Consider the following 23,769-nt stretch of genomic DNA (forward strand, 5'->3'; position numbering starts at 1 on the left):
ATGGGGGATGCGGAACAAGGTTTCGTTTACGGGATCCATAGGGGGGCGATTATTTTATTGCTTTTTCGGCTTATAAATTAATACTTCTACACGCATATTTTTTAATTTTTCTTCTAAATTCTGTGGATATGGGTAAATCAATTCACTATTTCCCATACCCCTTGCCGTTATCCTGTCAGCCGGCAGACCATATTGTATCAGCAGCTGCTTCACCAGCTTTGCCCTGTTTACAGACAGTTCAAAGGGCGGAGTACCTGGCTCCACTTTAAGATTGGCAGTAAAGTTTACATGTCCCCTTACCTCAAACGAATAGCCTTTGTATTGCGACAGTTGTTTAGCGGTCTGTTCAACGATATATACCGATGGCGGCGTCAGAACAGGCCTGTCGGGCTCAAACAGGATATTCTGTAAAGCAAATTTCTTCACCAGGATCTCATTCGGATGCAGACTGTCTATTGTACCAGCAGTACCTGCTATAGCGTCCATTTCCTCCAGGCTATCAGCAGCGGGTGTAGCTGTCGCCGGCACCTCGCGGCTACCTGCTCTTCTTACAACAAGCTTTTTCGTTGATGAAGCGTCATCGGTGTCAAGCTGCCAGCTGATCACCACACAACGGTTGAGTGAGTCAACATTTTCAACAGGAGCAGATTCCCCTTCGTTATGCAGCCGGAAGGTAGTGCGCGGATGAAGACGTTTAAGATAAGTGCTCACCGCTTTCAATCTGGCAGCTGCCAGTTGCGCATTATAGGCAGCAGCACCTGTTGTATCGGTATGACCGCTAAGATCGGCTATACCGGTTGTGGGAAGGGTGTTTAAAGTATGTTTTGCCGTATCAGACAATTCAGCGCTTCCAAATGAAAAGTAGATGGAGACCTTTTGCTGAGCGTGTAGGCATAGGGTTAAGAATAAGAAAAGAAAGGTAATAGGAAGTATTCTGGACATAGGTTAGGTGTAATTGATGCAAGGTAAGCTATCCTTCACAGGAAATAGCCCTGGATCAAATTTTTATACCGGTCGCTTAACTTTGCCGTCTTTGCCCTTTAAAATGTTCAATATACTTGCATATCTCAACTGTAGCACCATAGTGTATCAGCTCAAATCTCCGGACATGGCCATTCTTTAGCAACAAACCCAGCATCTCCGGACCATGGCCGTTTCTCCCGGCACTGCGTATAATAAAGGTTGCCTGTATATCATCCCACGAAAAGCTGTAACGTTCGATCCTTATACTGCGTGTATCCATTTGGATCTGTAAGCTCGGATCAGGTTTCATCATTTGTGTACCTCCGCCTATTGCCACGACACATAAGACCAGTGAGATCACTATTTTCACCCACAATTGCAGCGTCTCTCCATTTGAAAAGATCATCCAGATCATAAATGCCATTACAAGTATACCTAACGGCAAGAACACTGTACCAAAAGCGCCGTCATCGCTGAAAGTCTTATTGGTAGCACCTTCAGGCACTATTATATCTGAACGGAACTTCGCTGCTTTACACGCAGTTGTTTCAATTTTGGGTTTGGAAAAGAGAGGGAGCGTGACAAATAAACGTCTTTCATCCGCAAGTATTGCTTTATAGTGTTGTTCGCTCAAACCTTCTGTAGACATAGGGATCAGGTATAGATAAAAACAAAAAAGGCAGCTATTTTCAAGCTGCCTTTTTATTACCGGGTGATTGAGGGGTCTCGAACCCCCGACCCTCAGAACCACAATCTGATGCTCTAACCAACTGAGCTACAACCACCGTTTGTGTGACCGTTTTGTTTCGATCGGGATGCAAATATAGGAAAATACTTTACGAAGTTCCAAATAATTTCTTCTTTCTTTGTGAAATAAATTAAAAAATAGCATCGATGTCTTTATACTTCATTCCGCTCTTAACCGCTCTGGCAGGCTGGTTCACAAACAAAATAACCATCTCGTTACTGCTGAATATTTTTTCAAAAAAGCAACAACAATTTGCTGATCAGGTAGCAGATTTTGTCTCAAAACAACTTTTTTCCTTCGAAGATATCCGTCGTCAGTTAGCAGAACCGGAGAAAATAAAAAGTATGATCCCGGTAGTTGAAGTACATATGGATACTTTTCTGCGGGAAAAATTACCAGAAGCGATGCCCGTTTTTAAAATGTTCATCGGAGACAGCACGATCCAACAGGTAAAAAAGGTATTGGTCGCAGAACTGGACAACATGTTTCCCGAAATTATTGATCAGTATCTGCAGCACACAGCAAAAGAGCTGGATGTACAGCAGTTGATCAGCAGGAAAATAATGGGCATTTCCGGCGAACAGTTAAAAGCACAGATCAAATGTTCATTAAAGAAAGAACTGCGTCTCGCAGAACTGGCGGGTGCGCTTTTCGGCCTTGTAATAGGATTGTTACAGCTCATGATTGCCCTACACCACAGTAACTGACCATTCATCATAAATAGCAATACTTTCTATATGAGATAAATATTTTTGTCTCTGGTCTCAACAATTTAGGTCTCAATTAACAACCCTTACCCTGCATGCTGAAACGTTTGCTGCTGTCAGCGTTACTATGCTATGCCGGTACAGCTATCGCTCAAACCGGTCCTAATTCCGCAAAACTTGTTGGTAAAGCAGTAGATGCTGTTACCGGCAAACCTGTTGAATATGCTTCTGTTGTATTATTACATCCACAGGACTCCTCCGTGGTCACCGGTATGTATACCCAGCCAGATGGCGACTTTACCTTCAACAAGGTTGCCGAAGGCAACTATGTATTGCGTGTCACTTTTATGGGATACGACAAACTCGTGAAAGCCGTAAAGGTGGTACCCAACAAACCCACGCAGTTTGTAGGTACCGTAAGATTACAACCTGCCGGCAAGGTACTGGCTACAGTAGAGATCAAATCTGAGAAACCCGCATTTTCCATGCAGATAGACCGCCAGGTATTTGACGCCGGCAGTATGATCACGGCGGAAGGCGGCACAGGAACAGATGTATTAAAGAATGTACCCAGCGTAGATATTGATATTGATGATAACATTACACTGCGGGGTAAGAGCGTAACGATCTATGTAGATGGCAAGCCCTCTCCTTTCGGAGACGCAAAGACAGCCTTACAGATGATCCCTGCATCTACCATTGACAGAGTAGAAGTGATCAACAATCCTTCCGCCAAATTTGAGGCGCAGGGCGGCGGCGGTATTATTAATATCGTACTGAAAAAGGATAAAGCGATCGGTTATAATGTGATGTTCAGTGCCGGTGTAGCTACCCGCGGACAATTAACCGGTAACGCAAATGCCAATCTGAGGATCCGGAAATTTAACTTCTTCGCCAACTACAACGGCAGGTATGAAAGAACAGTAGGATCGGGCTACAGCAACCGCCAGAACCTGATAGTGGATAGCGCCGGTACCGCATTTTTTACACAGGACAGCCGGAATAAGAACAGCAATGGCGGCAATGGCGGCCGTATCGGACTGGATTATTTCCTGGATGATTACAACACCTTTACCATCGCACAGGGTCTGAACCTCAATACCGGCAACAGTGCAGATGATATTATGCTGGACTACCTGGATTCCAAAAGACAGGCCATCAAAAACGGCGAACGTCATAATAGCAGCGATTACCGCAGTCCGAACAACAATACCAGTCTGAACTTCCGCCATACGACCGACAAACAGAACGAGGAATGGACGGCGTACATCAGCTACAGTAATAATAAGAGCAGGAATAACAGTAACTACAATACCCTGTACAAGTTTGCCAACGGTACGCCCGATGACCATGATATACAGCGTAATGTGGGCAATTCGCAGAATCAGTTCTGGAACATACAGACCGACTATACCACGCCGATAGGTACAAAAGGCAAATTCGAGACAGGTGCAAAGGTAACCCTGCGTAGCAATGACAATGACTACATTGCCGAATTGTTCAACCAGACGAACCAGCAGTTTGAACAAAGCCAGAACCTTTCCAATACTTATTATTATAAAGAGGACATTTATGGCGGCTATTTCAACTTTTCCAATGCGATCGGTAACCTGGGCTACCAGGTGGGCGCCCGTGTGGAACAGGCCTATCTCCATGGCTTCTCCTATACAAGGGACACTTCTGTGAATAACCGTTTCCTGAACGTATTTCCAAGTGTTTTCCTGAAGTATAACCTGCCGCATAACGAGAACCAGAGCCTGATATTCAACTATTCTACCAGGGTCGATAGACCAGGGTTTGATCAGTTGCTGCCTTATGTCAACAACTCTGATCCGCAGAATATCCGGGTAGGTAATCCTGAACTGAAGCCTTCCCTGACCCATAAATTTGAAGCGAATTATTCCAGATATTTCCCTAATACCAAAGATTACCTGAGTACAGGGGTTTATTATTCGCAGGCAAATGATGACATCGATCGTATCAGTTTGCTGGATACGACAACTGGTGTAACCACCACCCGTCCGATGAACCTGGCGACAGACAAGGACTGGGGAGCCAATTTCACCTATAACCTGCATATCATCCCGCGCTGGAACGTGACCACCAACCTGAATATGGAGTACAGCAAGCTGACAGGGGCCAATGTAAATAATGAGTATGTGACTTATGGCATTACAGTCAATTCCAACGTCAGACTGCCAGGAAAGGTAAGTATGCAGGTGAACGGACATTACCGTTCTCCACGGGTACAGCCACAGGGTACCTTCAAAGCGATGAACGGGGTAGATATGGGTATCAGGAAAGAAATGCTGAAAAACAATGCGTTAGCGATTTCTCTGAATATCACGGATGTATTGAATACCCAGAATTACAGTTCGCATTACGAGACGGATGCTTTCATACAGGATTATACCCGTAAAAGAACCACCCGCTTCATCCGTCTGAACATACGGTACCGTTTTGGTAAAATGGATCCGGATATGTTTAAGAAAAAGAAGAAACAGGAGGTACCAGAAGAGGAAGCGGATGACAAGGATAAGGAGAAAGATAAAAAACCTGCTGACAGCAGGTTATAATGTCTTACCTGCCAGCATAGGAACAAAGGAAAAGTTATCGAACATTTCCTGATCGTAGTCCGTTTCACTGACTTTGGTGATGCGCAGCATACGCTGTACTTCCTGACCACCCACCGGAATGACCATTTTTCCACCAATTTTCATCTGTTGCAGTAGTTTTTCGGGTATCTGAGGGGCGGCGGCCGTTACCAGCACCTTGTCAAAAGGGGCGTAGGTAGGTAGTCCTTCATAACCATCTCCGTAAAAGAAGCGGAGGGTCGGGTATTTTGACTTAAACGGGAATTGCTTTACCTGGTCAAATAATTTCTTCTGACGTTCAATCGTGAATACATTCACTTTCAGCTCTCCCAGCACACAAGCCTGGTAGCCGCTGCCTGTTCCTATTTCAAGTACTTTTTCATAGGGTTTCAGTTCCAGTAACTGGGACTGGTACGCTACGGTATAGGGTTGGGAAATGGTCTGCCCTTCCCCGATGGGGAAAGCCCTGTCTTCGTAGGCAATGCCTTCAAATGCTGTATCCAGGAAAAAATGCCGTGGGATGTTGTTGATAGCTGTTAATACGTTTTCGTCAGTAATGCCCTTTTGTCGGATACTATCGACCAGCTGCCTGCGCAATCCTTTTTGCTTATAAGAATCTTCGAACCGCCTCATAGGCGCAAAATTAACCAATAGACAGAATTTTTAACTATGTGTGGAATATTTCCTATTTATCAACATCCTCTTTTTTAGGAGCGGCAGAGTTGGTTTGAAAATTGCTGAGTCTTTTACCCGGTTTTATTTTGTCCGGATTTTAGCTTTAATTTACAAACTTGTTTTTGATAAATAAGAAAACAAACCTCAATCGTTCTATGGATAATATTATTGAAAGTAAGGTATCACAGTGGCTGGATGGCCAATTTGACGCGGATACCGTAGCCGCAGTCAAAAAATTGCAGCAGGAGAACCCCGATGAACTGGCCGACGCATTCTACCGCAACCTGGAATTTGGAACAGGTGGTCTACGCGGAATCATGGGCGTAGGTACAAACCGTATGAATAAATATACGGTAGGTATGGCTACTCAGGGATTTGCCAACTATCTGAAACAGACCTTCACCGGAGAGATCAAATTCGCTATTGCGCATGATAGCCGTAACAATAGCCGTTACTTCGCAGAAGTAGCCGCTAATGTACTGGCAGCCAATGGTATTAAAGTATTTCTCTTCGAAAGCCTCCGTCCTACGCCGGAACTGTCTTTCGCTATCCGTCACCTGTCCGCCAATGGTGGTATCGTACTGACAGCGTCTCACAACCCGAAAGAGTACAACGGTTACAAGGCTTACTGGAACGATGGCGCCCAGCTGGTACCTCCACACGACAAAAATGTTATCCGTGAAGTAGAAAAGATCGCTTCTGTTGATGAGGTGAAATGGTCCGGCGGAGAAGCTAATATCACCCTGATAGGTAAAGAGGTGGATGAAGCTTATCTCCAGATGCTAAAAGGACTGAGCATCCAGCCGGATGTTATTAAAGAACAGCACGACCTTAAAATAGTATATACCCCGATCCACGGTACCGGTATCACGCTGGCGCCTGAGATCCTGAAACGTTACGGTTTCACCAATGTACACGTGGTAGAAGAGCAGTCTACTCCGGATGGTAACTTCCCTACGGTAGTATACCCTAACCCGGAAGAATCTGAAGCTATGAGCATTGGTCTGAAGAAAGCAAAAGAACTGGACGCGGCGATCCTCCTGGGTACCGATCCGGATTCTGACCGTGTAGGTATTGCTGTGAAAGACCTGAAAGGCGAATGGGTACTGCTGAATGGTAACCAGACGGCGGTATTGCTGTTCAACTATATTATAGAAGGCCGCAGACAGAAAGGACTGGCAGGTAGCACAGACTACGTTTGTAAGACTGTCGTTACTTCTGATCTGATCGATGTATTCGCAGCACAGAACAACGTAAAATGCTATAACGTACTGACCGGCTTCAAATGGATCGCTGATCTGATCAGAGAGAAAGAAGGTAAAGAGAAGTTCATTTGTGGTGGTGAGGAGTCTTATGGTTATATGATCGGTGACAACGTACGTGATAAAGACGCTATCGCCTCTGTAGCCCTGATCTGTGAAATGGCTGCTTATGCGGCGAGCCAGGGAAGATCACTGTATGAACAACTGATAGATATCTACGTAAAATACGGTTATTATAAAGAGAATCTGATCTCCATTACCAAGAAAGGAATGAAAGGTGCAGAGGAAATCGCTGATATGATGCGTGGTTATCGTGAGAACCCACCAACCACTATCAACAGTTCCAAAGTTGTTACTTTATATGACTATGAACTGCAACAGGTGAAATCACTGGCTAACGGTGAAGTGAAGCCGATCAATCTGCCTAAATCCAATGTACTGCAGTTTGTACTGGAAGATGGCAGCAAGATCTCTGCACGTCCTTCAGGTACAGAACCAAAGATCAAGTTCTACTTCAGCGTAAACCAGGCACTGGAAAATGCGGCTGGCTTTGATGCTGCAACAAAGGCACTGGATCAGAAAGTGGAGAATATCATTAAAGATATGAAGCTGAAATAAGCTTCCACATAAAAGACAGTCCCGGTACGACCTTACAGGAGGTACCGGGACTTTTTATTTGCTGGATGATTAGTAGTCAGTTATACGAGATAGGCAGACTTGATCTCCTCTTCTTCCATTTCCACCATTACCATATCCTGGAGTGTCGTTGCCAGGGAATAACCCACGAAATCAACTGATAAAGGGAAAGATTTATGCTTACGGTCAACCAGTACAGCGGTCTGGATCTTCCTGGGCAGGAACTGCAGGAAGGGTTTCAGGGCATATAGCATGGTACGTCCGGAGTTAGCCACATCATCAATCAGCACGACCACTTTCCCATTGAAATCTATTTCTTCGGAGAGCGTTACCCCTTCAGGACGCTGTTTATTCAGGTCCAGACGCAGTAATTTGATCTGCAGCGGAGATATCTCCTGCAGGATCTTCGCAATTTTCTCTGCTAGTATCATTCCCCTGTCCCAGATACCGGTGATGATAATTTCCTGTTCATCACTGTTATGTTCATAGATCTCGTAAGCGATACGTTTGATCTTTTTCTCTATCACATCCTGGGTCAGGATCACGTTCTTAGTTTCCATATTGGTCATTTAAGCGAAGTAAAATTAGGAAAAAGAGTCCATAGTCAACAAGACCTGAGCGATGGATGATCATCTATTTTTCGTTACATTGCTATAAATTAGGAAGTCAAATCTGACGTATGCATATAATTCAGGAGCTTTTATTTGTAATTGCCTTTGGCATTGCTGTATACCTGTTTTACAGAAAGGCCAGCCAGATCAGGCAAAACATACTGCTTGGCAGGGATGTATCACTCAATGACGAACCTGCCGCACGCTGGCAGAATGTACTGTTACTCGCATTCGGACAGAAGAAGATGTTTCGTAACCCCCTGGTTGCTGTCCTTCACTTTTTCGTATATGCGGGTTTTGTCATCATCAATGTGGAAATCCTGGAGATCATCCTGGATGGTATTCTTGGCAAACACCGGTTGTTCGCTCCTCTGCTGGGAGGATTGTACCCTGTACTGATCGGTTGTTTTGAGATACTGGCAGCGCTGGTAATGATCGGTTGTGCGATCTTCCTGGTGCGCAGGAACATTGTACGGGTAAAACGCCTGAATCAGCATGAGCTGGATGGATGGCCCCGTTCTGACGCCAATTACATCCTGATCACCGAGATCGTCCTGATGTTGTTGTTCCTCACCATGAACACGGCGGATCAGGCATTACAACTGCATGGGCACGAACACTATATCAATACCGGCGCCTTCTGGGTGAGCGGTAATTTCGTGTCGCTGTTCAGCGGATTGTCCGACAGTACCCTGGTAGCTATAGAACGAGGTTGCTGGTGGTTGCACATACTGGGCATCCTGGCATTCCTGAATTACCTCCCTTACTCCAAACACCTACACATCATCCTGGCATTCCCTAATGCCTATTATGCGGACCTCCGTCCTAAAGGGAAAATGGAAAACATGCCGGCTGTGCAGAAAGAGGTACAGCTCATGTTACAGCCGGAACTGGCGGCTAATGAAGCGCCAGCTACCGATATTCCTAAGTTTGGCGCCAAAGACGTACCTGACCTTACCTGGAAGAACTTACTCGATGCCTATAGCTGTACTGAATGTGGCCGCTGTACGGCTGCCTGTCCGGCGAACATTACTGGCAAGAAACTGTCTCCCCGTAAGATCATGATGGATACCCGTGACCGTGCTGAGGAGATTGGTCTGCAGATAGCAAAGAACGGCTCCTTTAGCGAAGATGGTAAAACCCTGCTCCGCGATTATATTTCTGAAGAAGAACTCCGCGCCTGTACGTCCTGCAATGCCTGTGTACAGGAGTGTCCCGTAAGTATTAATCCACTGCACATCATCCTGCAACTGCGCCGTCACCTCGTCATGGAAGAATCCAGTGCGCCGCAGGAATGGAATATGATGTTCAGCAACATCGAAAACAACATGGCCCCCTGGAAAATGAGTCCGGACGACAGGGACAAATGGGCCGTGGAAATGAATGGATAATAGCGTTAAACTGATAACTGATATAACATGCAAATAAAAACGATGGCCGAATACTTCGCCAATGGCGAAACCCCTGAAATCCTGTTTTGGGTGGGCTGTGCCGGCAGTTTTGATCAACGTGCGCAGAAAATCACCAAAGCCTTTGCCACTATCCTTGATAAAGTCGGAATCCGTTTTGCAATACTCGGTAAAGAAGAAAGCTGCACCGGTGATCCGGCCCGCAGAGCGGGCAATGAATTCATCTTCCAGATGATGGCCCAGAACAATATCGCTGTACTGAATGGTTATGAAGTGAAAAAGATCGTTACGGCATGCCCCCATTGCTTTAATACACTCCGCAATGAATACCCTGAACTGGGCGGACATTATGAAGTCATACACCACGCGACCTACCTCCAGCAACTGATTGACGAAGGAAAGATCCGGATGCAGGAAGGCGGTACCTTCAAAGGCCGCAAAATAACTTACCATGACTCCTGTTACCTGGGCCGTGCCAATAATATCTATGAGGCACCCCGCAAGGTACTGGAAGCCCTGGACGCTGAACTGGTAGAAATGAAACGTTGCCGTAGCAATGGCCTTTGCTGTGGTGCAGGTGGTGCACAGATGTTCAAGGAGGAAGAAAAAGGCAGCACCCGTATCAACTTCGAACGCGGAAAAGAAGCGATAGGAACAGGAGCGTCTGTGATTGCTGCGAATTGTCCCTTCTGTATGACCATGCTGACGGATGGCGTGAAAGAACAGGGTAAAGAAGACAGCGTACAGGTGCTGGATATCGCGGAAATGATCGCACAACAGATGCAATAACTCCATTCATCATATTCATCCCCTGGAATGCCTCATTTCAGGGGATTTTTTATTATATTTTACTTATGAAACTGTTATACACCCTTGCCATCCTTTTTTCCTGCTGTTCAGTACACGCACAGGAAATCGGCCTTTTCAATAAAGATGGAAAAGCCATTGCCTATATCGATACCAAAGATGAAATGTCAATATACCTTTATGATGGCAAACCCGTTGCCTATATCGAGAAGGACAATGTATATGGCTTCAATGGTCAGCACCTCGGATGGTACGATAAAGGCTCAGTAAGAACGCATGAAGGAAAGATCATCGGCAGCACCAAAGAGGCTACCAACAGATATACACAGTATGAACCTTATAAAAGCTACAAACAGTACAAGCCATACAAAGCAAATCAAAGCTATCCACCGTATAAAGTGTATGGACAGTCAGACTGGACGGACGACTCCTTCGAAGAGCTACTCCTCAATGGCATAAAAAAGTAAAACATGTATATCCCAAGGCTCAATGTGATGGAAGACCGACAGGAGATCGCTGCCTTTATGCAACGCTTCAGCTTTGCCACCATCATACATAGCATTGACAATGTGCCGGTGGCCACACACCTCCCCTTCCACATTTCTTTTCGTGACGATAAATTACTCCTGACCGCGCACTTCGCCCGAGCCAATGACCAGTGGCAGTGCCTGGAAAGGTCGCGGTCGCTGGTGATCTTCAGTGAGCCACATGCTTATATCTCGCCCACCAACTACGAAAAGCGCCTGGAAGTCCCTACCTGGAACTATATCTCCGTCCACGCCTACGGTCAGGCCCGGATCATCTCCGAAGCAGACGCCGTAATGGCCCTGCTGGAAAACAGTATCCATGACTACGAACCCTCCTACATGCAGCAATGGCAGGAATTACCACCCGATTTTAAGCTGAAACTCCTGAACGGCATTGTCGCTTTTGAAATCGAAGTCGACGACCTACAGGCCAAACAGAAGCTCAGTCAGAATAAAACCCTCCAGGAACAGCGTAATATCATTGAAAATCTGTCCGCTAACACCGATAGCACCGCTCTGCTCACCGCTGAATACATGCGGAAGAGGCTGGAACAAAACACCGACTGACGGCGGTCAGCCGACAACTATCATTTTTTTGGTAAATTTGCAGGATGAAACAGGAAATTAACAACTTATTACCGGCGGACTTTCACCCGTCCTCCCGGGTCTGGATATATCAGAGTAACCGCCCTTTCCAGGAAAGGGAAGCCTTAGAGGTACAGGAGCAGCTGGATCAATTCGTAGCACACTGGCAGGCACATGGCGCCCCTGTAAAAGGATGGGGTAAGCTGCTGTTCAACCAGGTGATTGTACTTATTGCGGATGAGTCCATGACGGCTGTCAGCGGTTGTAGTACCGATAGCTCCGTGCGTATCATTAAGAGCATCGAACGTCAGTATGAAGTGAATATGTTTGACAGACTGTTGCTGGCGTTTATCGTGAAAGAGAAAGTACAATTGCTGCCGATGCAACAGGTGCCTTATGCGCTGGAAAAAGGATTTATTGATGAGAATACTTTGTATTTGAATAATACGGTGCTGACTAAGGGGGAATTGGAGGAGAAATGGTTAATGCCGTTGAAAGAGAGCTGGCTGGCGAAGAAATTTTCGCTGGTTTAAGAAGGTGAAAGATTATTGAGGATCTCCTGGTGTGTAGTGGCATGCCGGGAGATTTTTGTTTTTATTGCTTTTTATATTATCAGGTTGATATTGGGAAACTTCTCCAGTATAGTGTAGATGAACGTATTAAAGTCTGCCGTTCTATATTCTTCTTGATTTTTATAAATATCATTTATATATAGATCACCCTCAACAATACAGCTGTTCATTTGAATAAATCGTTCTGATAGGAAAGATTAATCTGATATTCTTCGTCATCGTTTATCTGTATGCTATCCCTAATTGTATGACCATTTTTCAGGCGGATAAATATTTTCTTCAGATTCATTGTATGCTTTATTGTTTCCTCACGCCGTCTTACTTTCTCCCAATCAGCTGCAATAGAATGGTACCTGAAAAGCTGATATAGTTGCATCCAGCCTTCATAGCCTTCCTTATCTGCCGTTAACGTACGTATAACTCCTGAAGGATCTTCGATATCTATAGTCGGTATATGACTTGAATATCCATCATTCAAGGACTGAAATACCATATTGAGCGAAGTTATTCTCCAGCCATTTTCATTTAACAAAACAGATAGTTTACGATGGTCGAAAAGACTTATGGCCTGTGGCGACTGCATATCATTGTCCGCATAGACTTCTTCTATTCCGTATAAGAAATCTTCGATTTGGATGCAGTCATCCTGGGTGTCACATGGTATGACGGAAAAATCCATAGTGACGGCATAGAAGCGATGTTTGATGGGCAATGTCATGATAAAGGATGTAGGTAAAGGTATTGATTAATGGGGAATCAGCTGTGATTGTTCATTCTCAAATTTTCATTTCCCCAAAAACCAGTTTGTTCATTTTGTTGGCGTATATAATTTAGTTGATGTTTATCAGTAATTTTAAAAACAATAAACGTAAAAAATAATCTGTTCTATCAAGGATATAGAACCCATCATTCATAAGCCGTCCTTTGTAATAGACACCTTTATACATGTTTTGTACATCCCTGAATGATCTATCCATTTCATTGCATAAACTTAGACATTCACATGAGTAACACACCAGGTTTTAAAGAAAGGGCAAAACAAAATCTTCTTTCTGCACAATTTCTGATTAATAAAAACTTTTATTGCAGCAGTGTTCATTGTTCATTTTATACTTGTCTGCAAACAATTTTCCATGTTTTGTTCACTAAAAAAGAGATCAATCATACCAGATTTATAGCAGATGGAAAATATGCCGGCGTCAGCTCACATATTCAGGCATATAAACTAATCAGCAACGAAATAGCTAATAATGATTTCAGGAATTATAAATGGTTCCAGAAATCTTACACTCAATTAAAACGGTTACGGGAAAAAGCAGATTATTCAACTGAATTTATTAAGCAGGAAGAAGTCTATGAAGCATTTCAAACCGCTACGAGCATAATTTCTTTAATAAATAAAATATAACATTATGACCAATAACGCCAATATTAATCCTGTAGAATTCATCAGGAATAAATTGAATGCATTAGCAGATACATTCAAAGCTGTCAATATTAAATATGCATTTAATGACATAATTCATGTGCATGTTGTAGAATTAACCCCAGTATCTGAATATTACAATAATCTAGCGTTAGATAATGCCTGGATTCCTCTTTCTCTGGAATTTGAATCTTTATATGAGACGGATAATATCGTATTTATATCTTCTGATTCATCTCTTAGAATCTTAGATGCAGAGATGGAATGGAATAGTGCTAAAACAACTACAATCAATCAGTCTGGCTGCCAATTATCAGAGATTGTTACGTGCGCTTAAATTATTATGATACCTGGAAAAATTGGCCTGGGATCATTTCATAGGAAATCATTTACAGGCCATTTCTTTCATTTCATATATAAAAAGTATACATTTACTACATAAGTAATCGATTTAGAATATTGCGGGAATATTAATGCGTCATTCGGCTTTACCAGTTATCCACACCGTTCATAATTTCAGTGGATAATCTCCCCTCTCTCTCCACCACCCCTCTCCCCTATTTCCCTTAAATTCACATACCTCAAAATATACACAATGGCCAGACAAAAATCCATCATCCTGCTCACCGGTAAACTCGGTGACAAAATCGGGTACCAGCGTAACGGTAAATACTTCTTCCGCAGTACCCCTCAGACAGTCAGACAATCCTCTGCCACCCGCCGGGCATCAAAACGCTTTGGCATCTATAGCACCCAGGCAAAATCGATCCGTCATGCCTTTTATCCTGACCTGGATATTCAATGTGACAGTACCCATGTCAACCGCCTGAACAAACTGCTTATTAAATCTGCTGGTGATCATACAGCAATTAAAGGCTTCCGTTTCAACAAGCAGACAGGCATTGATCGGTTCCTCAAGATTCTACCTGAGTTCTCCAGAAACGGCATGCTGCATATTCCACCCCAGCATATCAATAACGAAGGCTTCACAGCACTGGAAATAAAAGCAATCGCAGTGCGTATTGATTTCAGTAGCCGCCGGGTAACCGGTACCGACACTGTAAATATGCTGATTGACCCACAGCAGCCTTTCTGTGGCGCCAATATTCCTTTATATGTCTCCGGGGAAGGTACCCTCCTGCTGACAATACAGATAAGGGGCATAGACCAGGGAGGCCTTACACGTAACAGGCAATATACAGCTGCGGATATCATTGCAGTATTACCACCGATCCGACCTAAACGTTTCAGGGCACATACTCATCCATTGCGCACAATAACGCAATTACACCCGGCGTTGCCCAGCTTACACGTCCATCATCAAACAATTGCCATTCAAAAAGAATAATTTCAAATCGCCAGAAGTATATATTTTGTTGAGCCACATCCACTTACCTATTCCTTACATTCCCTGAATTACGCTGTTGCTTACGCTACAGCAGCATTGGCATTTCTCTAATACGCCAGATACATCATATTAACTACTTCCCGCTACAATTATCACTCAGACGATCACCATAACCTCAAGTCCACAGTTATCTCTATTATGCAGCTGGTATGCAACATTTGTTTCTCCTATGCCAGGTAAGTCAGCTACAGAGACATTGACAAAAATCTCTCATTAGAACCATCAGCCTATATCACCTATACAATATTACCTGAGCGTTCTGCTCATCGTTCAACGACAAAAAAAAGCATTACTGAAAAACACGTCACAACCAAATCCATTTTAAAAACGCCATTTCATTAAAATCATTTTGTTCATTCTACATTCAAAAATACACTACATCAATGGCTAGTACTAATTTTACAGCCACATTTTTTGTTAACCATTTCAAGCTATATGCAATCCGAAATTTATCCCAATATCAATACCAAAGAGGAGTATAATATATTTGAATTTTTCAGTATCGGGAATAGAGGTGTTATTCTTAAAAGAGCTATATTTTCCAATACGGAATATAAAATATTTATGCTCTTATTCTAGGAGATGTAAATGCCAATGATGAAATAGACGAATATAAAGTTAGTGATAATGGAGACAGAAATAAGATATTAGCCACTGTAATTAATATCATAGGCATTCATTTGAATAAGTATCCGAAACGATCGATTTACTTTACTGGTAATACGCTAGTAAGAACCAGATTATATAGGATGGTAATCACATTAAATTTTGAAGAGCTTTCCAAAAATTTGATCATATATTCTCAAACAGATAACGGTTTTGTTCCATTTAAGAAAAATATACACACAAAAGGATTTCTAATAAAAAGAAAATTATAAATTGCAATATGAAAAAGAAAATTGTCAAATACAAAAGCGGCTTTTCTAATCAAGTGATAAAGCTGACCGTAGATGAAAGAAAAACGGGTATCGACCTCAGGAAGATGGCCCCTTTAAAATTGGCAATAGTTAATGAAGCTTTAAAAGGCGTGAAGTTTCCAGATTAAATTATCCGTCATCAAATATCATTAAGCCATCTGATTTACATCAGGTGGCTTTTCTTTTGGCAGATTTTTGTGTAAATAATTGCTATATTTAAATAGCCAGGAAAGCTTTGGCAAACAAGCGGGAATAGCTCAGTTGGTAGAGCATTAGTTTCCCAAACTAAAGGTCGCGGGTCCGAGTCCCGTTTCCCGCTCAAAAATTCTAATTATAAATTTGCCATTAAAGAAATATCTTCCTACTGTGAAATCAAATAATCCTATACCTAATTCATTACAATGCATGCTCTTATTTTGGGCTGTCATTAGCGCCTGTTCACAACCTAGATCGAAGCCTCCATTTATAGAAGAATTCATAAGGACCGACAGTATTGTCATTCTAAAAAAGTTGGTCAATAACCGACAAATTGAGATAGTGAATATCTCAGACTCTTTGCTGCTTTTTTCTCAGGAGAATACAAAGACCGACACCATCCTGGAGTACTTTTATTTATATGCTTTTAACGACACTATGGATTTAAATGCAGATAGCTATAAAGATCTGGTAATTTATAATCACCCCAACATGCATGGGCAATGTATGCCCGTTGTTTTTCTAAGTAACAAAGGAGGAAAACTATGTTACAGACCTGATCTCAGTCTTATGAACATTCAATACGATACTATCAGCAAACATATTCTTAGTTTCTATGTCGGAGGGGTTTACACTAGGAATACAAAAGATTGTTATACATGGGAGGGCGATTCACTGAGATTTCACCGTGGCGCATCATTTGAGCTTCTTTCCCCGATGGGAGAAACTTTAATGGAATTCTATGAGGGGAACGACACAATACCTTATAAAACACTCAAAAACTGCTGTGAAGAACTTTGGGATACCGCTGTTTTTAAGGGGCTTCCCGATGTCAGTTTTTACACTGAAATACAATAGTGAATATTTTTTCCATGCACGGACAAGCTACTAAAGGTCGCGGTACCGATTCCCTATACTACCAACTTAAGTCCAAAGCACTGGCTCACCTTTAAGCAGTAAACGGTACTAATCTCTCATATACTGGAGAATTTCAAACGGTGATCTGTTCATTCTCAAAATAATATAGCCCACAAAAGCAGTTTGTTCATTTTGCAAACGAGTGTACGTCAGTTCGTGTTTGTAACTAATTTCGCATCTATGAAGAAGAAAACCATTAAACACAAGAATGGTCTCCCTGATCAAGAGGTAAGACTAATCATCTATTGTCAGCAATCAAACATTAATCTTACTAAGGCTTGTGCTGCAAAAACAGTCCAATGCAATGAAGCTTTAAATGGATTTAAGCTGCTATAAACAGGTTATTCACTTGTCCTATCAAAACAATTCTTACACATGGAATCCATTACCATCCCAAAACAGAAGAACATGTACACATTGTCCACTTCGAAACAATCCGTCATCACCATTCCCGAAAACTGGGAAAGGTCAACAACAGTTTTTACTTCTAATGATGTGCTCTCCGCATATGAAATGGGCAAACAAGAAGGTATGATTGTTCAACAAAATTTAAATCAAAAAATCCTGATTGAAAAAATAACAACTAATCTTAAGTTAGCCACAGAAATAGCAGAAGAATTCAGGTTATTATTAAAAGGATTTGACACAGATCCACATATACGCTTACGTGTAAACTCAATCTCTTCTTTTGATGTAGCTTTTGTCCTCGACGAAGAGTTCTATAATTCAGATAATCTGGACTATGCCCATGAACAAGCTCACGAGCTTAGAAGAATGCATTTAACAGATACTTTCTCTATATACCTTTACCTGTTCCCAAAAACCAAAGGCCTGAGTTTATCAAAGATGGACGCCGACGGCTTCTCAATGCACTATGAGCCAAAATATACCAAAACAACATCTTGATCTTGCCCGGCATAACGAAAATGCGTGCAACTTCTTAAAAGAAAATAATACATTTCCTGACTGGGTCATCACAACTGCATTTTATGCTGCACTGCATTATGTCAGTTCAGTTATTTTTCCTTATGAATGTTTACAACAAGGGAAGAAAAAACTGGTAAATGATATCGCCGCCTATAAAAATTGCATAGGAAGTCATGACAACAAGCATAAGCTAATGATGGATCTTGTATTTTACAAATGCAAAAATATAGGTAAGTCCTATAGCACATTATTGGAGTTGTCATATTCATCCAGATACGATACCAATATGCCGGATACATTATATTCCAACAGAGCGCAAAAATACCTGACAGACATAAAATCATATTGTGAAAAAATCCACATGCCAACAACTACAAGAATTACCGCAATAAGGGCAGAAATGCTTAGTGAAGCACTTAGCTCCGATAATGTTGAAGAGGCATAAAATCAGGATCTCACATTCTATCACCAAATCGACAAATAAACGAAGAGGCGTGCTGATATTAGCACGCCTCTTCGTTTATTATCTTTAACAATCACCTCATCGCCACCAACTTCCCGCCTCCCTCATACAACTCCCTCGCCTTCGCCCTCAATTGCTCACTCCCCTCACAAGGATCATACACCGCATACAACAACGCCAGCACATACATACACCTCACATCCAGCCTCACCCCATTCCTCACATCATCCTGCCAGAGACGCCCACCCGTCTCATACGCCGCTCTCAGACTATTAAAAAGATGATACGCCATTGCTGATTCGAGCCATTCCGGCATCACATAAAAACCAGTCAGATCTCCCACCATCTCCCGCATCTCATTCTCCTGCGCTGTACTACGTCCAAAAAAGAAATAGAGATACACCGCCAGTCCAGCCAGCAACACACCCAATGCCGTCATCACAGGAACATGGTTATTCAACCCAAGCATGATCAGCATAAAAGCGCCTACTAACGTCAACACACGGGTATAACCTGCTATTACACTTTGCGTATTCAGTTTCAAAGGGATCCCCTGACGACCGCCAGGAACCACTTTAGTAACCAACATGGAATCTCCCTCAATAGGAGCGATCGGAATACCGATCAATAAAAACTTAGTCTGGATCTTCTGATCTTTAAATTTTTTAACGCCTCCGAGAAACATTGTACCAAAAATCATAGGCTAGGTGTATTAGGATTAAACAATACACGTAATATTAATAAAATTCAGTAAGTATTTACGTATGCCCGCACGCGATAAAAGTTCCAACACCCATTTCCCGATAATTTTATATCTTCATTCCCTGTTTGTATTAATTACCTATTTAGTTAACCGCGTACCATATCAATTAGTAAACCGATGGCCTTGTACACTCAAACCGCCGTGTCAATTGGGGATGAAGAATTCAAGCAATTCCATGCACTGTCTCTTAAACAATCTATGGATGGACACCATGAACTCAAACTCAGTATTGGCTACGACTGGCTATTAAGAACAGGTAAAGACCCTGTATCCTCCGGTAAGTCCTTCTTAGGCAAGGAATTACGTATGTCCGTTCAGGCGATAGAAGGTAGTAACGACCTTAAACCGCTCTTTTTCAATGGTATAGTCAGTTCAGTTACCTTTGGTAAAGCCAGTAATGGCATCAACGGACACTGTACTATTATTGCCACCAGCCCGACCATCCTCCTGGATGGTAATCCGCATATACAGTCCTATGAACAACAGGACCTTGCAGCCATTGCTGGTACCGTGGCGAAATCCAGCAGCGCCTCTCCCGGCGGACTGGAAATTAACCCCGCCTACAGTGGCAAACTGAAGTATATCGTACAGTACCGGGAAACCGGCTACCAGTTTCTCCAACGTCTCGCCCAACGCTATGGTGAATGGTTCTTTTACAATGGTCAGCAGATCATTTTCGGGAAATATAGTCCGCAGAAAACCATCCTCTACCACCAGGTTAATCTCGTCGATTTCAGCCTGACCCTTCGCACCCTTCCCAACAGGATCGCCCTGAAAGGAATGGAATACCGCCAGTACTCCTTTGTCGAGAACAATACCGGCAGTATAGCCGAAGGTGGTGTAGATAGTCTGACGCAGCACGCCCAGGCCCAGAGCGATAAATTATATACCAAACCTTCTCAGTATAAACTCCCCTACGCTTTCAGCAGCAACGCCAAAGAAGAACTGGAACTGCTGGCTAAACGCCAGAAACAGGCCCAGATGTCACAAATGGTCGTAGTAACAGGAAAAAGCAAGAGTACCGCCCTGCGATTAGGAGATACCATCAGTATCCAGGAAAATATCTTCTCCAACGAAGACCACGGCGAATATATGATCACCGCCCTGGAACACCACTGCGACGGTAACGGTGAATACCATAACATCTTCGAAGGAACACCGGTAGCCGCAGCCGTACCACCGCTGGACCTGGACAACTATCCTTTCGCAGAAGCCCAGAGCGCCACCGTCGTAGAAAACTTCGATCCTAAAGGATTGGGACGTATACGGGTGAGATTCAGCTGGCAAAACGGTACCTCTCCCTGGATCCGTTTAATGCAGCCACACGGAGGCGGGGATAAAGGCTTCTATTTCATCCCGGAAGTAGGTGAAGAGGTCTGGGTGGATTTTGAAGGTGGTAATCCGGAAGCACCTTTTGCCACCGGCGCTGCTTACAATGGTACCGCAAAGACCAACTTCGGCGATACCATGAACAATGTAAAAGTGATCAGTACCCGCAGCGGACATACCATCAAACTCGATGATTCCAGCGGACAGGAATTTATCACCATTGCTGATAAAGGTGGCAATACCATTGTCATGGATACCAACGGACAAAACATCTCCATCTCCGCCCAGGAACATATCAGTATCAATGCCCGTAATATCACCTTCCAGGCCACAGAAAGTATCGACGTCAATGCAGGTATGCATATCACAAATGCTGCCGGCATGAATATGACCCACTCCGCAGGCATGAATATACTGCATAATGCAGGCGATAGCATGAGTCAGTACTCCGTAAACGACTACCGGCTGAGTGCCACCAACATTACAAAGATCGCCATGGAAAACATGGACGTGCAGGCAAAGAAAATTGAGAAGACAGCCGAACAAATGAAGGTAGACAGCTCCAAAGAAGAGATGACCATCAACTCCGGCAAGTCCGTTGCCATCAAGAGCGCAGAGAAATCTAAATTGTTCTGATCCAATCGTGTCCTATGAGCGAAAATAATGTTGGTAACCTCGTTATCATCAGTAAAAATTATACTGAAAACGGTGAGAATATCCGCTGGAACAGTGCGGGTGAAACCAGCCTGCAATCTGGTAAACGTATCAGGATGGCAGGTAAACAGGAAGGTGTCACCTTTCATAAAAATGACCCTGTCAACCTGAATGCTGCCACCCCCATCAAAGTATTACAGGTAACAGGTCCTAAAAGCGTCGTCAATCATAATACCTACGAATTCAGTGCCACCGCCTTCAGTGAAAAAGTACCCGATAATCAGCTGATGCTGGTCCATTGGGCTTACTCTTTCGATGGTGGTAAAACAATAGAACCCTTTAAAACCGGTACCACCCGCGCAGAAAAGGGAATTGCCTATAAACTCATCACCGTTGATGGCAATACCGTTGATAAAGAAGTCACTGTATACGCCTATTTCCGTAAACCGGATACCAACGTCAAAGTCACGTCCAAAGTCATCTACCTCCCCCTCGTAGTAGATGCCTATCGCGTACCTGGGCTAAATGAAGATGGCTCGGATATTGCCAATGATATGGCGTATGGTAGAGGGAAGTCCGCCAAACCGGTATACAACGGCGGCGAACTGACCTCCTACAAAACCAGTTATCTGGACAAAGGATTCGACATTGCCACAGATGCGAAATATGCTAATAGCGGTGCAGGAACTAAGAGTATCTATAATGAAAAACAGATCCTCGATACCGGCAGATTAATGCAGTTCTCCAATGCCTATTCCGACAACAACAGCCTGTTCCGGCAGTTCAGGGATATGGTAGATCTCATGGCAAGAAGTGACTTGAATGACAACATTCATAACATGATCGACAAGTTCGAAAGGAACGAAGGCGGTATCTATGAGAATGCAAAACTAACAGCAGCAGTCATGGCCAATCCTTCCACCATCCGGTTCTGTACCGGTATTGAAGATGAAATGGCCGATCGTATCAAAAAAGCAGGGGGTGAACTGATCACGATGGAGGATAAGAAGATCTATTATGGCAAGGAAGCTGATTACAATAAAAAGCATCCCTACGGCCATCCCTCCTTTCCTTACAGCCGTGATTATAACCTCGTGAAAGGCCTGACCATTGCCATCAATGACGTCTGGTGTTACAAGGTCACGATGACCTATTTTAAGATCACAGGCAATAACTATAAAGCAAAATATGAGGTACTGCTCTGGGACCACTTCGGTCTCGATCTGCCTGATATGGAAAAGTTTTACTCCTATGGCGCCGGCTTCAGAGCCTGGTTTCTGTTACAGCACCTGAGAGGTTACAAACCCTTTCTGACCAAAGTAAGATTTGAAAAAGAATTCACCGGCAATATCACCGAAGGCGCACAGGAAAGGAAAAATAAAAGAACAAAATGAGAATCAGTCTTATCATATTATGCTACACCCTGCTATGGTGCAGTTGTACAAACAATAGCAACGGTACAAAAGTCATTTACCTGGAAAAACTGGACCACAAAGGTATTGCAGATATTGACCTGCAACTGAAACCCGTATGGTACCAGTATGCATTGCTGGAAAATCCGCCTGAAAACATCGATAGTCTGCAAAAGGTCATCGTCCGCTATTGCGATAGCATGGTACATAAATCCAACATTGAAGGACGCTACGCCCGTTACTTCATCCAGTTCTTCAACTATTCTGATAAAACGAAAAGTTATATGCAGGGAAAAGACGACTTCTTCGACCTGCATAACGACATTTCACAGGAAATGGAAGATTACCGGGGAGAATATCGCTATGAAGCCTGTCAGACAGATACACTGAAAGGCGTATGGAGTGTGGAAGTAAAATCCGCTGAAGTATTCAGACGGGATACCTTACAGAATAACTGCAAAAATTAACCCGATATGCCCCTGTTTTCTGTCAGAAAAATGTTTACCGGCAAGACAGAGAAGAAAGTAACGGTACATGACCCAAACATCTATACTGTTACGTTAACCTATCACGGTGATGCCGATACACGCTTAAAATTCAATACGGAGATCAGCCGGATGACTGTCGGCGATGATACGAGCCAATACTTCCAGATCACCCGGTCCGATGTAAGGGTCAATGATGAAGATACGACCGATTACATTGCTTCTGATCTTGCAGCGCAATGTGGTAGCGTCCTCTATCCCCTGCAAATACAGATCAGACAGGATGGTAGTATGCAGTCGATCCTGAATCATCCGGAAATATTGCAACGCTGGGATGAGAAGATAGTCCGGTTAAAACAATATTTCACCGGACCGGAAGCACATAGCTATATCGACGCTACCGGCGATACGCTTGGACAGGCAAGTACCCTCCTGAATGCTATCAGACAGGATCTCTTCCTCTCCGTTTACTTCCAGATACAGTGCGCGGGTAACCGGGATAGTTTCAAAGCCTCCTATTGCCTGTTTCCTTTTGAGCCCCCTGTTGTGTATGATGTGATCCCTACGGGTAACAGGATGATGAATAATCTCCGGCAAACCGGAAAGGAGGAAACAGGAAACGGTAATCTCGAAATAAAATACACTTTTCATAAGATACATGGTCTGATACAGTCATTGCAGGCACAATTGAACGCAGAAAGAGGAAAACAGGCTGCGCAGATAACGCTGACAGCCTCCTGCATCAACAGCGACGATCATCGTATAAACTAATTGTA

26 protein-coding genes and 2 tRNA genes are annotated in these 23,769 nt (G+C 43.4%); 21 read left to right on the forward strand and 7 right to left on the reverse strand.

Annotation, left to right across the window (positions count from 1 at the left end; all coding sequences use genetic code 11):
• Positions 1-54: 54 nt before the first annotated feature.
• The 3 genes from BMZ72_RS26590 to BMZ72_RS26600 form a co-directional block, all read right to left on the reverse strand.
• Positions 55-942, reverse strand: a complete 888-nt coding sequence (locus BMZ72_RS26590) for an OmpA family protein (RefSeq protein ID WP_089812788.1) — start codon at positions 940-942, stop codon at positions 55-57.
• Between the two features lie 76 nt (positions 943-1,018).
• Positions 1,019-1,612, reverse strand: a complete 594-nt coding sequence (locus BMZ72_RS26595) for a hypothetical protein (RefSeq protein WP_089812790.1) — start codon at positions 1,610-1,612, stop codon at positions 1,019-1,021.
• Positions 1,613-1,674: 62 nt separating this feature from the next.
• Positions 1,675-1,748, reverse strand: a tRNA-His gene (locus BMZ72_RS26600).
• A 109-nt stretch (positions 1,749-1,857) separates the two neighbouring features.
• Here BMZ72_RS26600 and BMZ72_RS26605 point away from each other — a divergent pair.
• Both BMZ72_RS26605 and BMZ72_RS26610 read left to right on the forward strand, forming a co-directional pair.
• A complete protein-coding gene (locus BMZ72_RS26605) occupies positions 1,858-2,418 on the forward strand; it encodes a DUF445 domain-containing protein (RefSeq protein WP_089812793.1) in 561 nt (186 codons plus the stop codon).
• Between the two features lie 95 nt (positions 2,419-2,513).
• Entirely contained in the window at positions 2,514-4,994 is a 2,481-nt protein-coding gene (locus tag BMZ72_RS26610) for a TonB-dependent receptor (protein WP_089812795.1), read from the forward strand.
• On the opposite strand, the gene BMZ72_RS26615 is transcribed toward BMZ72_RS26610, so the two are convergent.
• Positions 4,989-5,645 (reverse strand): protein-L-isoaspartate(D-aspartate) O-methyltransferase, encoded by a 657-nt coding sequence (locus BMZ72_RS26615; RefSeq protein WP_089812797.1) that lies wholly within the window; start codon positions 5,643-5,645, stop codon positions 4,989-4,991. The genes BMZ72_RS26610 and BMZ72_RS26615 overlap by 6 nt on opposite strands.
• 197 nt (positions 5,646-5,842) lie before the next feature.
• Between BMZ72_RS26615 and BMZ72_RS26620 the strand changes: the two genes are divergently transcribed.
• Positions 5,843-7,567, forward strand: a complete 1,725-nt coding sequence (locus BMZ72_RS26620) for a phospho-sugar mutase (protein WP_089812799.1) — start codon at positions 5,843-5,845, stop codon at positions 7,565-7,567.
• Positions 7,568-7,647: 80 nt separating this feature from the next.
• On the opposite strand, the gene BMZ72_RS26625 is transcribed toward BMZ72_RS26620, so the two are convergent.
• On the reverse strand, positions 7,648-8,145 hold the full coding sequence (locus tag BMZ72_RS26625; protein WP_089812801.1) for a phosphoribosyltransferase family protein: 498 nt from the start codon (positions 8,143-8,145) through the stop codon (positions 7,648-7,650).
• A gap of 119 nt (positions 8,146-8,264) precedes the next feature.
• Between BMZ72_RS26625 and BMZ72_RS26630 the strand changes: the two genes are divergently transcribed.
• From BMZ72_RS26630 to BMZ72_RS26650, 5 genes are all read left to right on the forward strand, one after another.
• On the forward strand, positions 8,265-9,587 hold the full coding sequence (locus tag BMZ72_RS26630) for a 4Fe-4S dicluster domain-containing protein (RefSeq protein ID WP_089812803.1): 1,323 nt from the start codon (positions 8,265-8,267) through the stop codon (positions 9,585-9,587).
• 27 nt (positions 9,588-9,614) lie between these two features.
• Positions 9,615-10,394, forward strand: a complete 780-nt coding sequence (locus BMZ72_RS26635; protein WP_089812805.1) for a (Fe-S)-binding protein — start codon at positions 9,615-9,617, stop codon at positions 10,392-10,394.
• 65 nt (positions 10,395-10,459) lie between these two features.
• Positions 10,460-10,879, forward strand: coding sequence for a 4-fold beta flower protein (locus BMZ72_RS26640; protein WP_089812807.1), 420 nt, complete (start codon positions 10,460-10,462; stop codon positions 10,877-10,879).
• A 3-nt stretch (positions 10,880-10,882) separates the two neighbouring features.
• The gene (locus BMZ72_RS26645) at positions 10,883-11,506 is read left to right on the forward strand and encodes an FMN-binding negative transcriptional regulator (RefSeq protein ID WP_089812810.1); all 624 of its coding nucleotides are present in this window, start codon (positions 10,883-10,885) and stop codon (positions 11,504-11,506) included.
• A 44-nt stretch (positions 11,507-11,550) separates the two neighbouring features.
• The gene (locus BMZ72_RS26650) at positions 11,551-12,057 is read left to right on the forward strand and encodes a hypothetical protein (protein ID WP_089812812.1); all 507 of its coding nucleotides are present in this window, start codon (positions 11,551-11,553) and stop codon (positions 12,055-12,057) included.
• A 205-nt stretch (positions 12,058-12,262) separates the two neighbouring features.
• Here the strand turns inward: BMZ72_RS26650 and BMZ72_RS26655 are convergent, their stop codons facing one another.
• Positions 12,263-12,814: a hypothetical protein gene (locus tag BMZ72_RS26655; protein ID WP_089812814.1), complete on the reverse strand. Its 552-nt coding sequence runs from the start codon at positions 12,812-12,814 to the stop codon at positions 12,263-12,265.
• A 285-nt stretch (positions 12,815-13,099) separates the two neighbouring features.
• Between BMZ72_RS26655 and BMZ72_RS26660 the strand changes: the two genes are divergently transcribed.
• The 9 genes from BMZ72_RS26660 to BMZ72_RS26695 all read left to right on the forward strand — a co-directional run bounded on the left by BMZ72_RS26660 (position 13,100) and on the right by BMZ72_RS26695 (position 18,332).
• Positions 13,100-13,504 (forward strand): hypothetical protein, encoded by a 405-nt coding sequence (locus BMZ72_RS26660; protein ID WP_143087794.1) that lies wholly within the window; start codon positions 13,100-13,102, stop codon positions 13,502-13,504.
• A gap of 4 nt (positions 13,505-13,508) precedes the next feature.
• Positions 13,509-13,859 carry a hypothetical protein gene (locus tag BMZ72_RS26665; protein ID WP_089812819.1) on the forward strand — a complete coding sequence of 117 codons (351 nt, stop codon included), beginning with the start codon at positions 13,509-13,511 and terminating at the stop codon, positions 13,857-13,859.
• A gap of 258 nt (positions 13,860-14,117) precedes the next feature.
• A complete protein-coding gene (locus tag BMZ72_RS26670; protein ID WP_089812820.1) occupies positions 14,118-14,870 on the forward strand; it encodes a hypothetical protein in 753 nt (250 codons plus the stop codon).
• 620 nt (positions 14,871-15,490) lie between these two features.
• A complete protein-coding gene (locus BMZ72_RS37225) occupies positions 15,491-15,808 on the forward strand; it encodes a DUF6934 family protein (protein ID WP_410492797.1) in 318 nt (105 codons plus the stop codon).
• A gap of 8 nt (positions 15,809-15,816) precedes the next feature.
• Positions 15,817-15,975: a hypothetical protein gene (locus BMZ72_RS36695; protein ID WP_177222940.1), complete on the forward strand. Its 159-nt coding sequence runs from the start codon at positions 15,817-15,819 to the stop codon at positions 15,973-15,975.
• 118 nt (positions 15,976-16,093) lie between these two features.
• Positions 16,094-16,166: transfer RNA gene (locus BMZ72_RS26675), tRNA-Gly, on the forward strand.
• A gap of 47 nt (positions 16,167-16,213) precedes the next feature.
• Entirely contained in the window at positions 16,214-16,900 is a 687-nt protein-coding gene (locus BMZ72_RS26680) for a hypothetical protein (RefSeq protein ID WP_143087795.1), read from the forward strand.
• A gap of 435 nt (positions 16,901-17,335) precedes the next feature.
• Entirely contained in the window at positions 17,336-17,866 is a 531-nt protein-coding gene (locus BMZ72_RS26690) for a hypothetical protein (RefSeq protein ID WP_089812826.1), read from the forward strand.
• Positions 17,835-18,332, forward strand: coding sequence for a hypothetical protein (locus tag BMZ72_RS26695; protein ID WP_089812828.1), 498 nt, complete (start codon positions 17,835-17,837; stop codon positions 18,330-18,332). The genes BMZ72_RS26690 and BMZ72_RS26695 overlap by 32 nt, the downstream gene beginning before the upstream one ends.
• Positions 18,333-18,423: 91 nt before the next feature.
• Here the strand turns inward: BMZ72_RS26695 and BMZ72_RS26700 are convergent, their stop codons facing one another.
• The gene (locus BMZ72_RS26700) at positions 18,424-19,050 is read right to left on the reverse strand and encodes a hypothetical protein (RefSeq protein ID WP_089812829.1); all 627 of its coding nucleotides are present in this window, start codon (positions 19,048-19,050) and stop codon (positions 18,424-18,426) included.
• Positions 19,051-19,236: 186 nt separating this feature from the next.
• Here BMZ72_RS26700 and BMZ72_RS26705 point away from each other — a divergent pair, with 186 nt between their 5' ends.
• Genes BMZ72_RS26705 through BMZ72_RS26720 form a run of 4 tightly spaced genes read left to right on the forward strand, consistent with a single transcriptional unit; the run spans position 19,237 to position 23,764 of the window.
• Complete coding sequence (locus BMZ72_RS26705; protein WP_177222941.1) at positions 19,237-21,078, forward strand: type VI secretion system Vgr family protein; 1,842 nt, start codon at positions 19,237-19,239, stop codon at positions 21,076-21,078.
• A gap of 14 nt (positions 21,079-21,092) precedes the next feature.
• Complete coding sequence (locus BMZ72_RS26710) at positions 21,093-22,490, forward strand: DUF3289 family protein (RefSeq protein WP_089812834.1); 1,398 nt, start codon at positions 21,093-21,095, stop codon at positions 22,488-22,490.
• Entirely contained in the window at positions 22,487-22,975 is a 489-nt protein-coding gene (locus BMZ72_RS26715; RefSeq protein WP_089812836.1) for a hypothetical protein, read from the forward strand. The genes BMZ72_RS26710 and BMZ72_RS26715 overlap by 4 nt, the downstream gene beginning before the upstream one ends.
• A gap of 6 nt (positions 22,976-22,981) precedes the next feature.
• Complete coding sequence (locus tag BMZ72_RS26720; protein WP_089812838.1) at positions 22,982-23,764, forward strand: hypothetical protein; 783 nt, start codon at positions 22,982-22,984, stop codon at positions 23,762-23,764.
• Positions 23,765-23,769 lie beyond the last annotated feature (5 nt).

Origin of the sequence: Chitinophaga sp. YR627 (assembly GCF_900114995.1) — a bacterium.
Taxonomy (GTDB): domain Bacteria; phylum Bacteroidota; class Bacteroidia; order Chitinophagales; family Chitinophagaceae; genus Chitinophaga.

What these genes read in the sequence shown, in the direction of transcription:
- BMZ72_RS26625 (WP_089812801.1), bottom strand. Translation starts at nt 8,145, where the DNA reads ATGGAAACTAAGAACGTGATCCTGACCCAGGATGTGATAGAGAAAAAG.
- BMZ72_RS26670 (WP_089812820.1), top strand. Translation starts at nt 14,118, where the DNA reads ATGGCCAGACAAAAATCCATCATCCTGCTCACCGGTAAACTCGGTGAC.
- BMZ72_RS26615 (WP_089812797.1), bottom strand. Translation starts at nt 5,645, where the DNA reads ATGAGGCGGTTCGAAGATTCTTATAAGCAAAAAGGATTGCGCAGGCAG.
- BMZ72_RS26605 (WP_089812793.1), top strand. Translation starts at nt 1,858, where the DNA reads ATGTCTTTATACTTCATTCCGCTCTTAACCGCTCTGGCAGGCTGGTTC.
- BMZ72_RS26640 (WP_089812807.1), top strand. Translation starts at nt 10,460, where the DNA reads ATGAAACTGTTATACACCCTTGCCATCCTTTTTTCCTGCTGTTCAGTA.
- BMZ72_RS26720 (WP_089812838.1), top strand. Translation starts at nt 22,982, where the DNA reads ATGCCCCTGTTTTCTGTCAGAAAAATGTTTACCGGCAAGACAGAGAAG.
- BMZ72_RS26610 (WP_089812795.1), top strand. Translation starts at nt 2,514, where the DNA reads ATGCTGAAACGTTTGCTGCTGTCAGCGTTACTATGCTATGCCGGTACA.
- BMZ72_RS26630 (WP_089812803.1), top strand. Translation starts at nt 8,265, where the DNA reads ATGCATATAATTCAGGAGCTTTTATTTGTAATTGCCTTTGGCATTGCT.
- BMZ72_RS26655 (WP_089812814.1), bottom strand. Translation starts at nt 12,814, where the DNA reads ATGACATTGCCCATCAAACATCGCTTCTATGCCGTCACTATGGATTTT.
- BMZ72_RS26590 (WP_089812788.1), bottom strand. Translation starts at nt 942, where the DNA reads ATGTCCAGAATACTTCCTATTACCTTTCTTTTCTTATTCTTAACCCTA.
- BMZ72_RS26635 (WP_089812805.1), top strand. Translation starts at nt 9,615, where the DNA reads ATGCAAATAAAAACGATGGCCGAATACTTCGCCAATGGCGAAACCCCT.
- BMZ72_RS26700 (WP_089812829.1), bottom strand. Translation starts at nt 19,050, where the DNA reads ATGATTTTTGGTACAATGTTTCTCGGAGGCGTTAAAAAATTTAAAGAT.
- BMZ72_RS26710 (WP_089812834.1), top strand. Translation starts at nt 21,093, where the DNA reads ATGAGCGAAAATAATGTTGGTAACCTCGTTATCATCAGTAAAAATTAT.
- BMZ72_RS36695 (WP_177222940.1), top strand. Translation starts at nt 15,817, where the DNA reads ATGAAAAAGAAAATTGTCAAATACAAAAGCGGCTTTTCTAATCAAGTG.
- BMZ72_RS26660 (WP_143087794.1), top strand. Translation starts at nt 13,100, where the DNA reads ATGAGTAACACACCAGGTTTTAAAGAAAGGGCAAAACAAAATCTTCTT.
- BMZ72_RS26690 (WP_089812826.1), top strand. Translation starts at nt 17,336, where the DNA reads ATGGAATCCATTACCATCCCAAAACAGAAGAACATGTACACATTGTCC.
- BMZ72_RS26595 (WP_089812790.1), bottom strand. Translation starts at nt 1,612, where the DNA reads ATGTCTACAGAAGGTTTGAGCGAACAACACTATAAAGCAATACTTGCG.
- BMZ72_RS26665 (WP_089812819.1), top strand. Translation starts at nt 13,509, where the DNA reads ATGACCAATAACGCCAATATTAATCCTGTAGAATTCATCAGGAATAAA.
- BMZ72_RS26695 (WP_089812828.1), top strand. Translation starts at nt 17,835, where the DNA reads ATGAGCCAAAATATACCAAAACAACATCTTGATCTTGCCCGGCATAAC.
- BMZ72_RS26650 (WP_089812812.1), top strand. Translation starts at nt 11,551, where the DNA reads ATGAAACAGGAAATTAACAACTTATTACCGGCGGACTTTCACCCGTCC.
- BMZ72_RS26645 (WP_089812810.1), top strand. Translation starts at nt 10,883, where the DNA reads ATGTATATCCCAAGGCTCAATGTGATGGAAGACCGACAGGAGATCGCT.
- BMZ72_RS26620 (WP_089812799.1), top strand. Translation starts at nt 5,843, where the DNA reads ATGGATAATATTATTGAAAGTAAGGTATCACAGTGGCTGGATGGCCAA.
- BMZ72_RS26715 (WP_089812836.1), top strand. Translation starts at nt 22,487, where the DNA reads ATGAGAATCAGTCTTATCATATTATGCTACACCCTGCTATGGTGCAGT.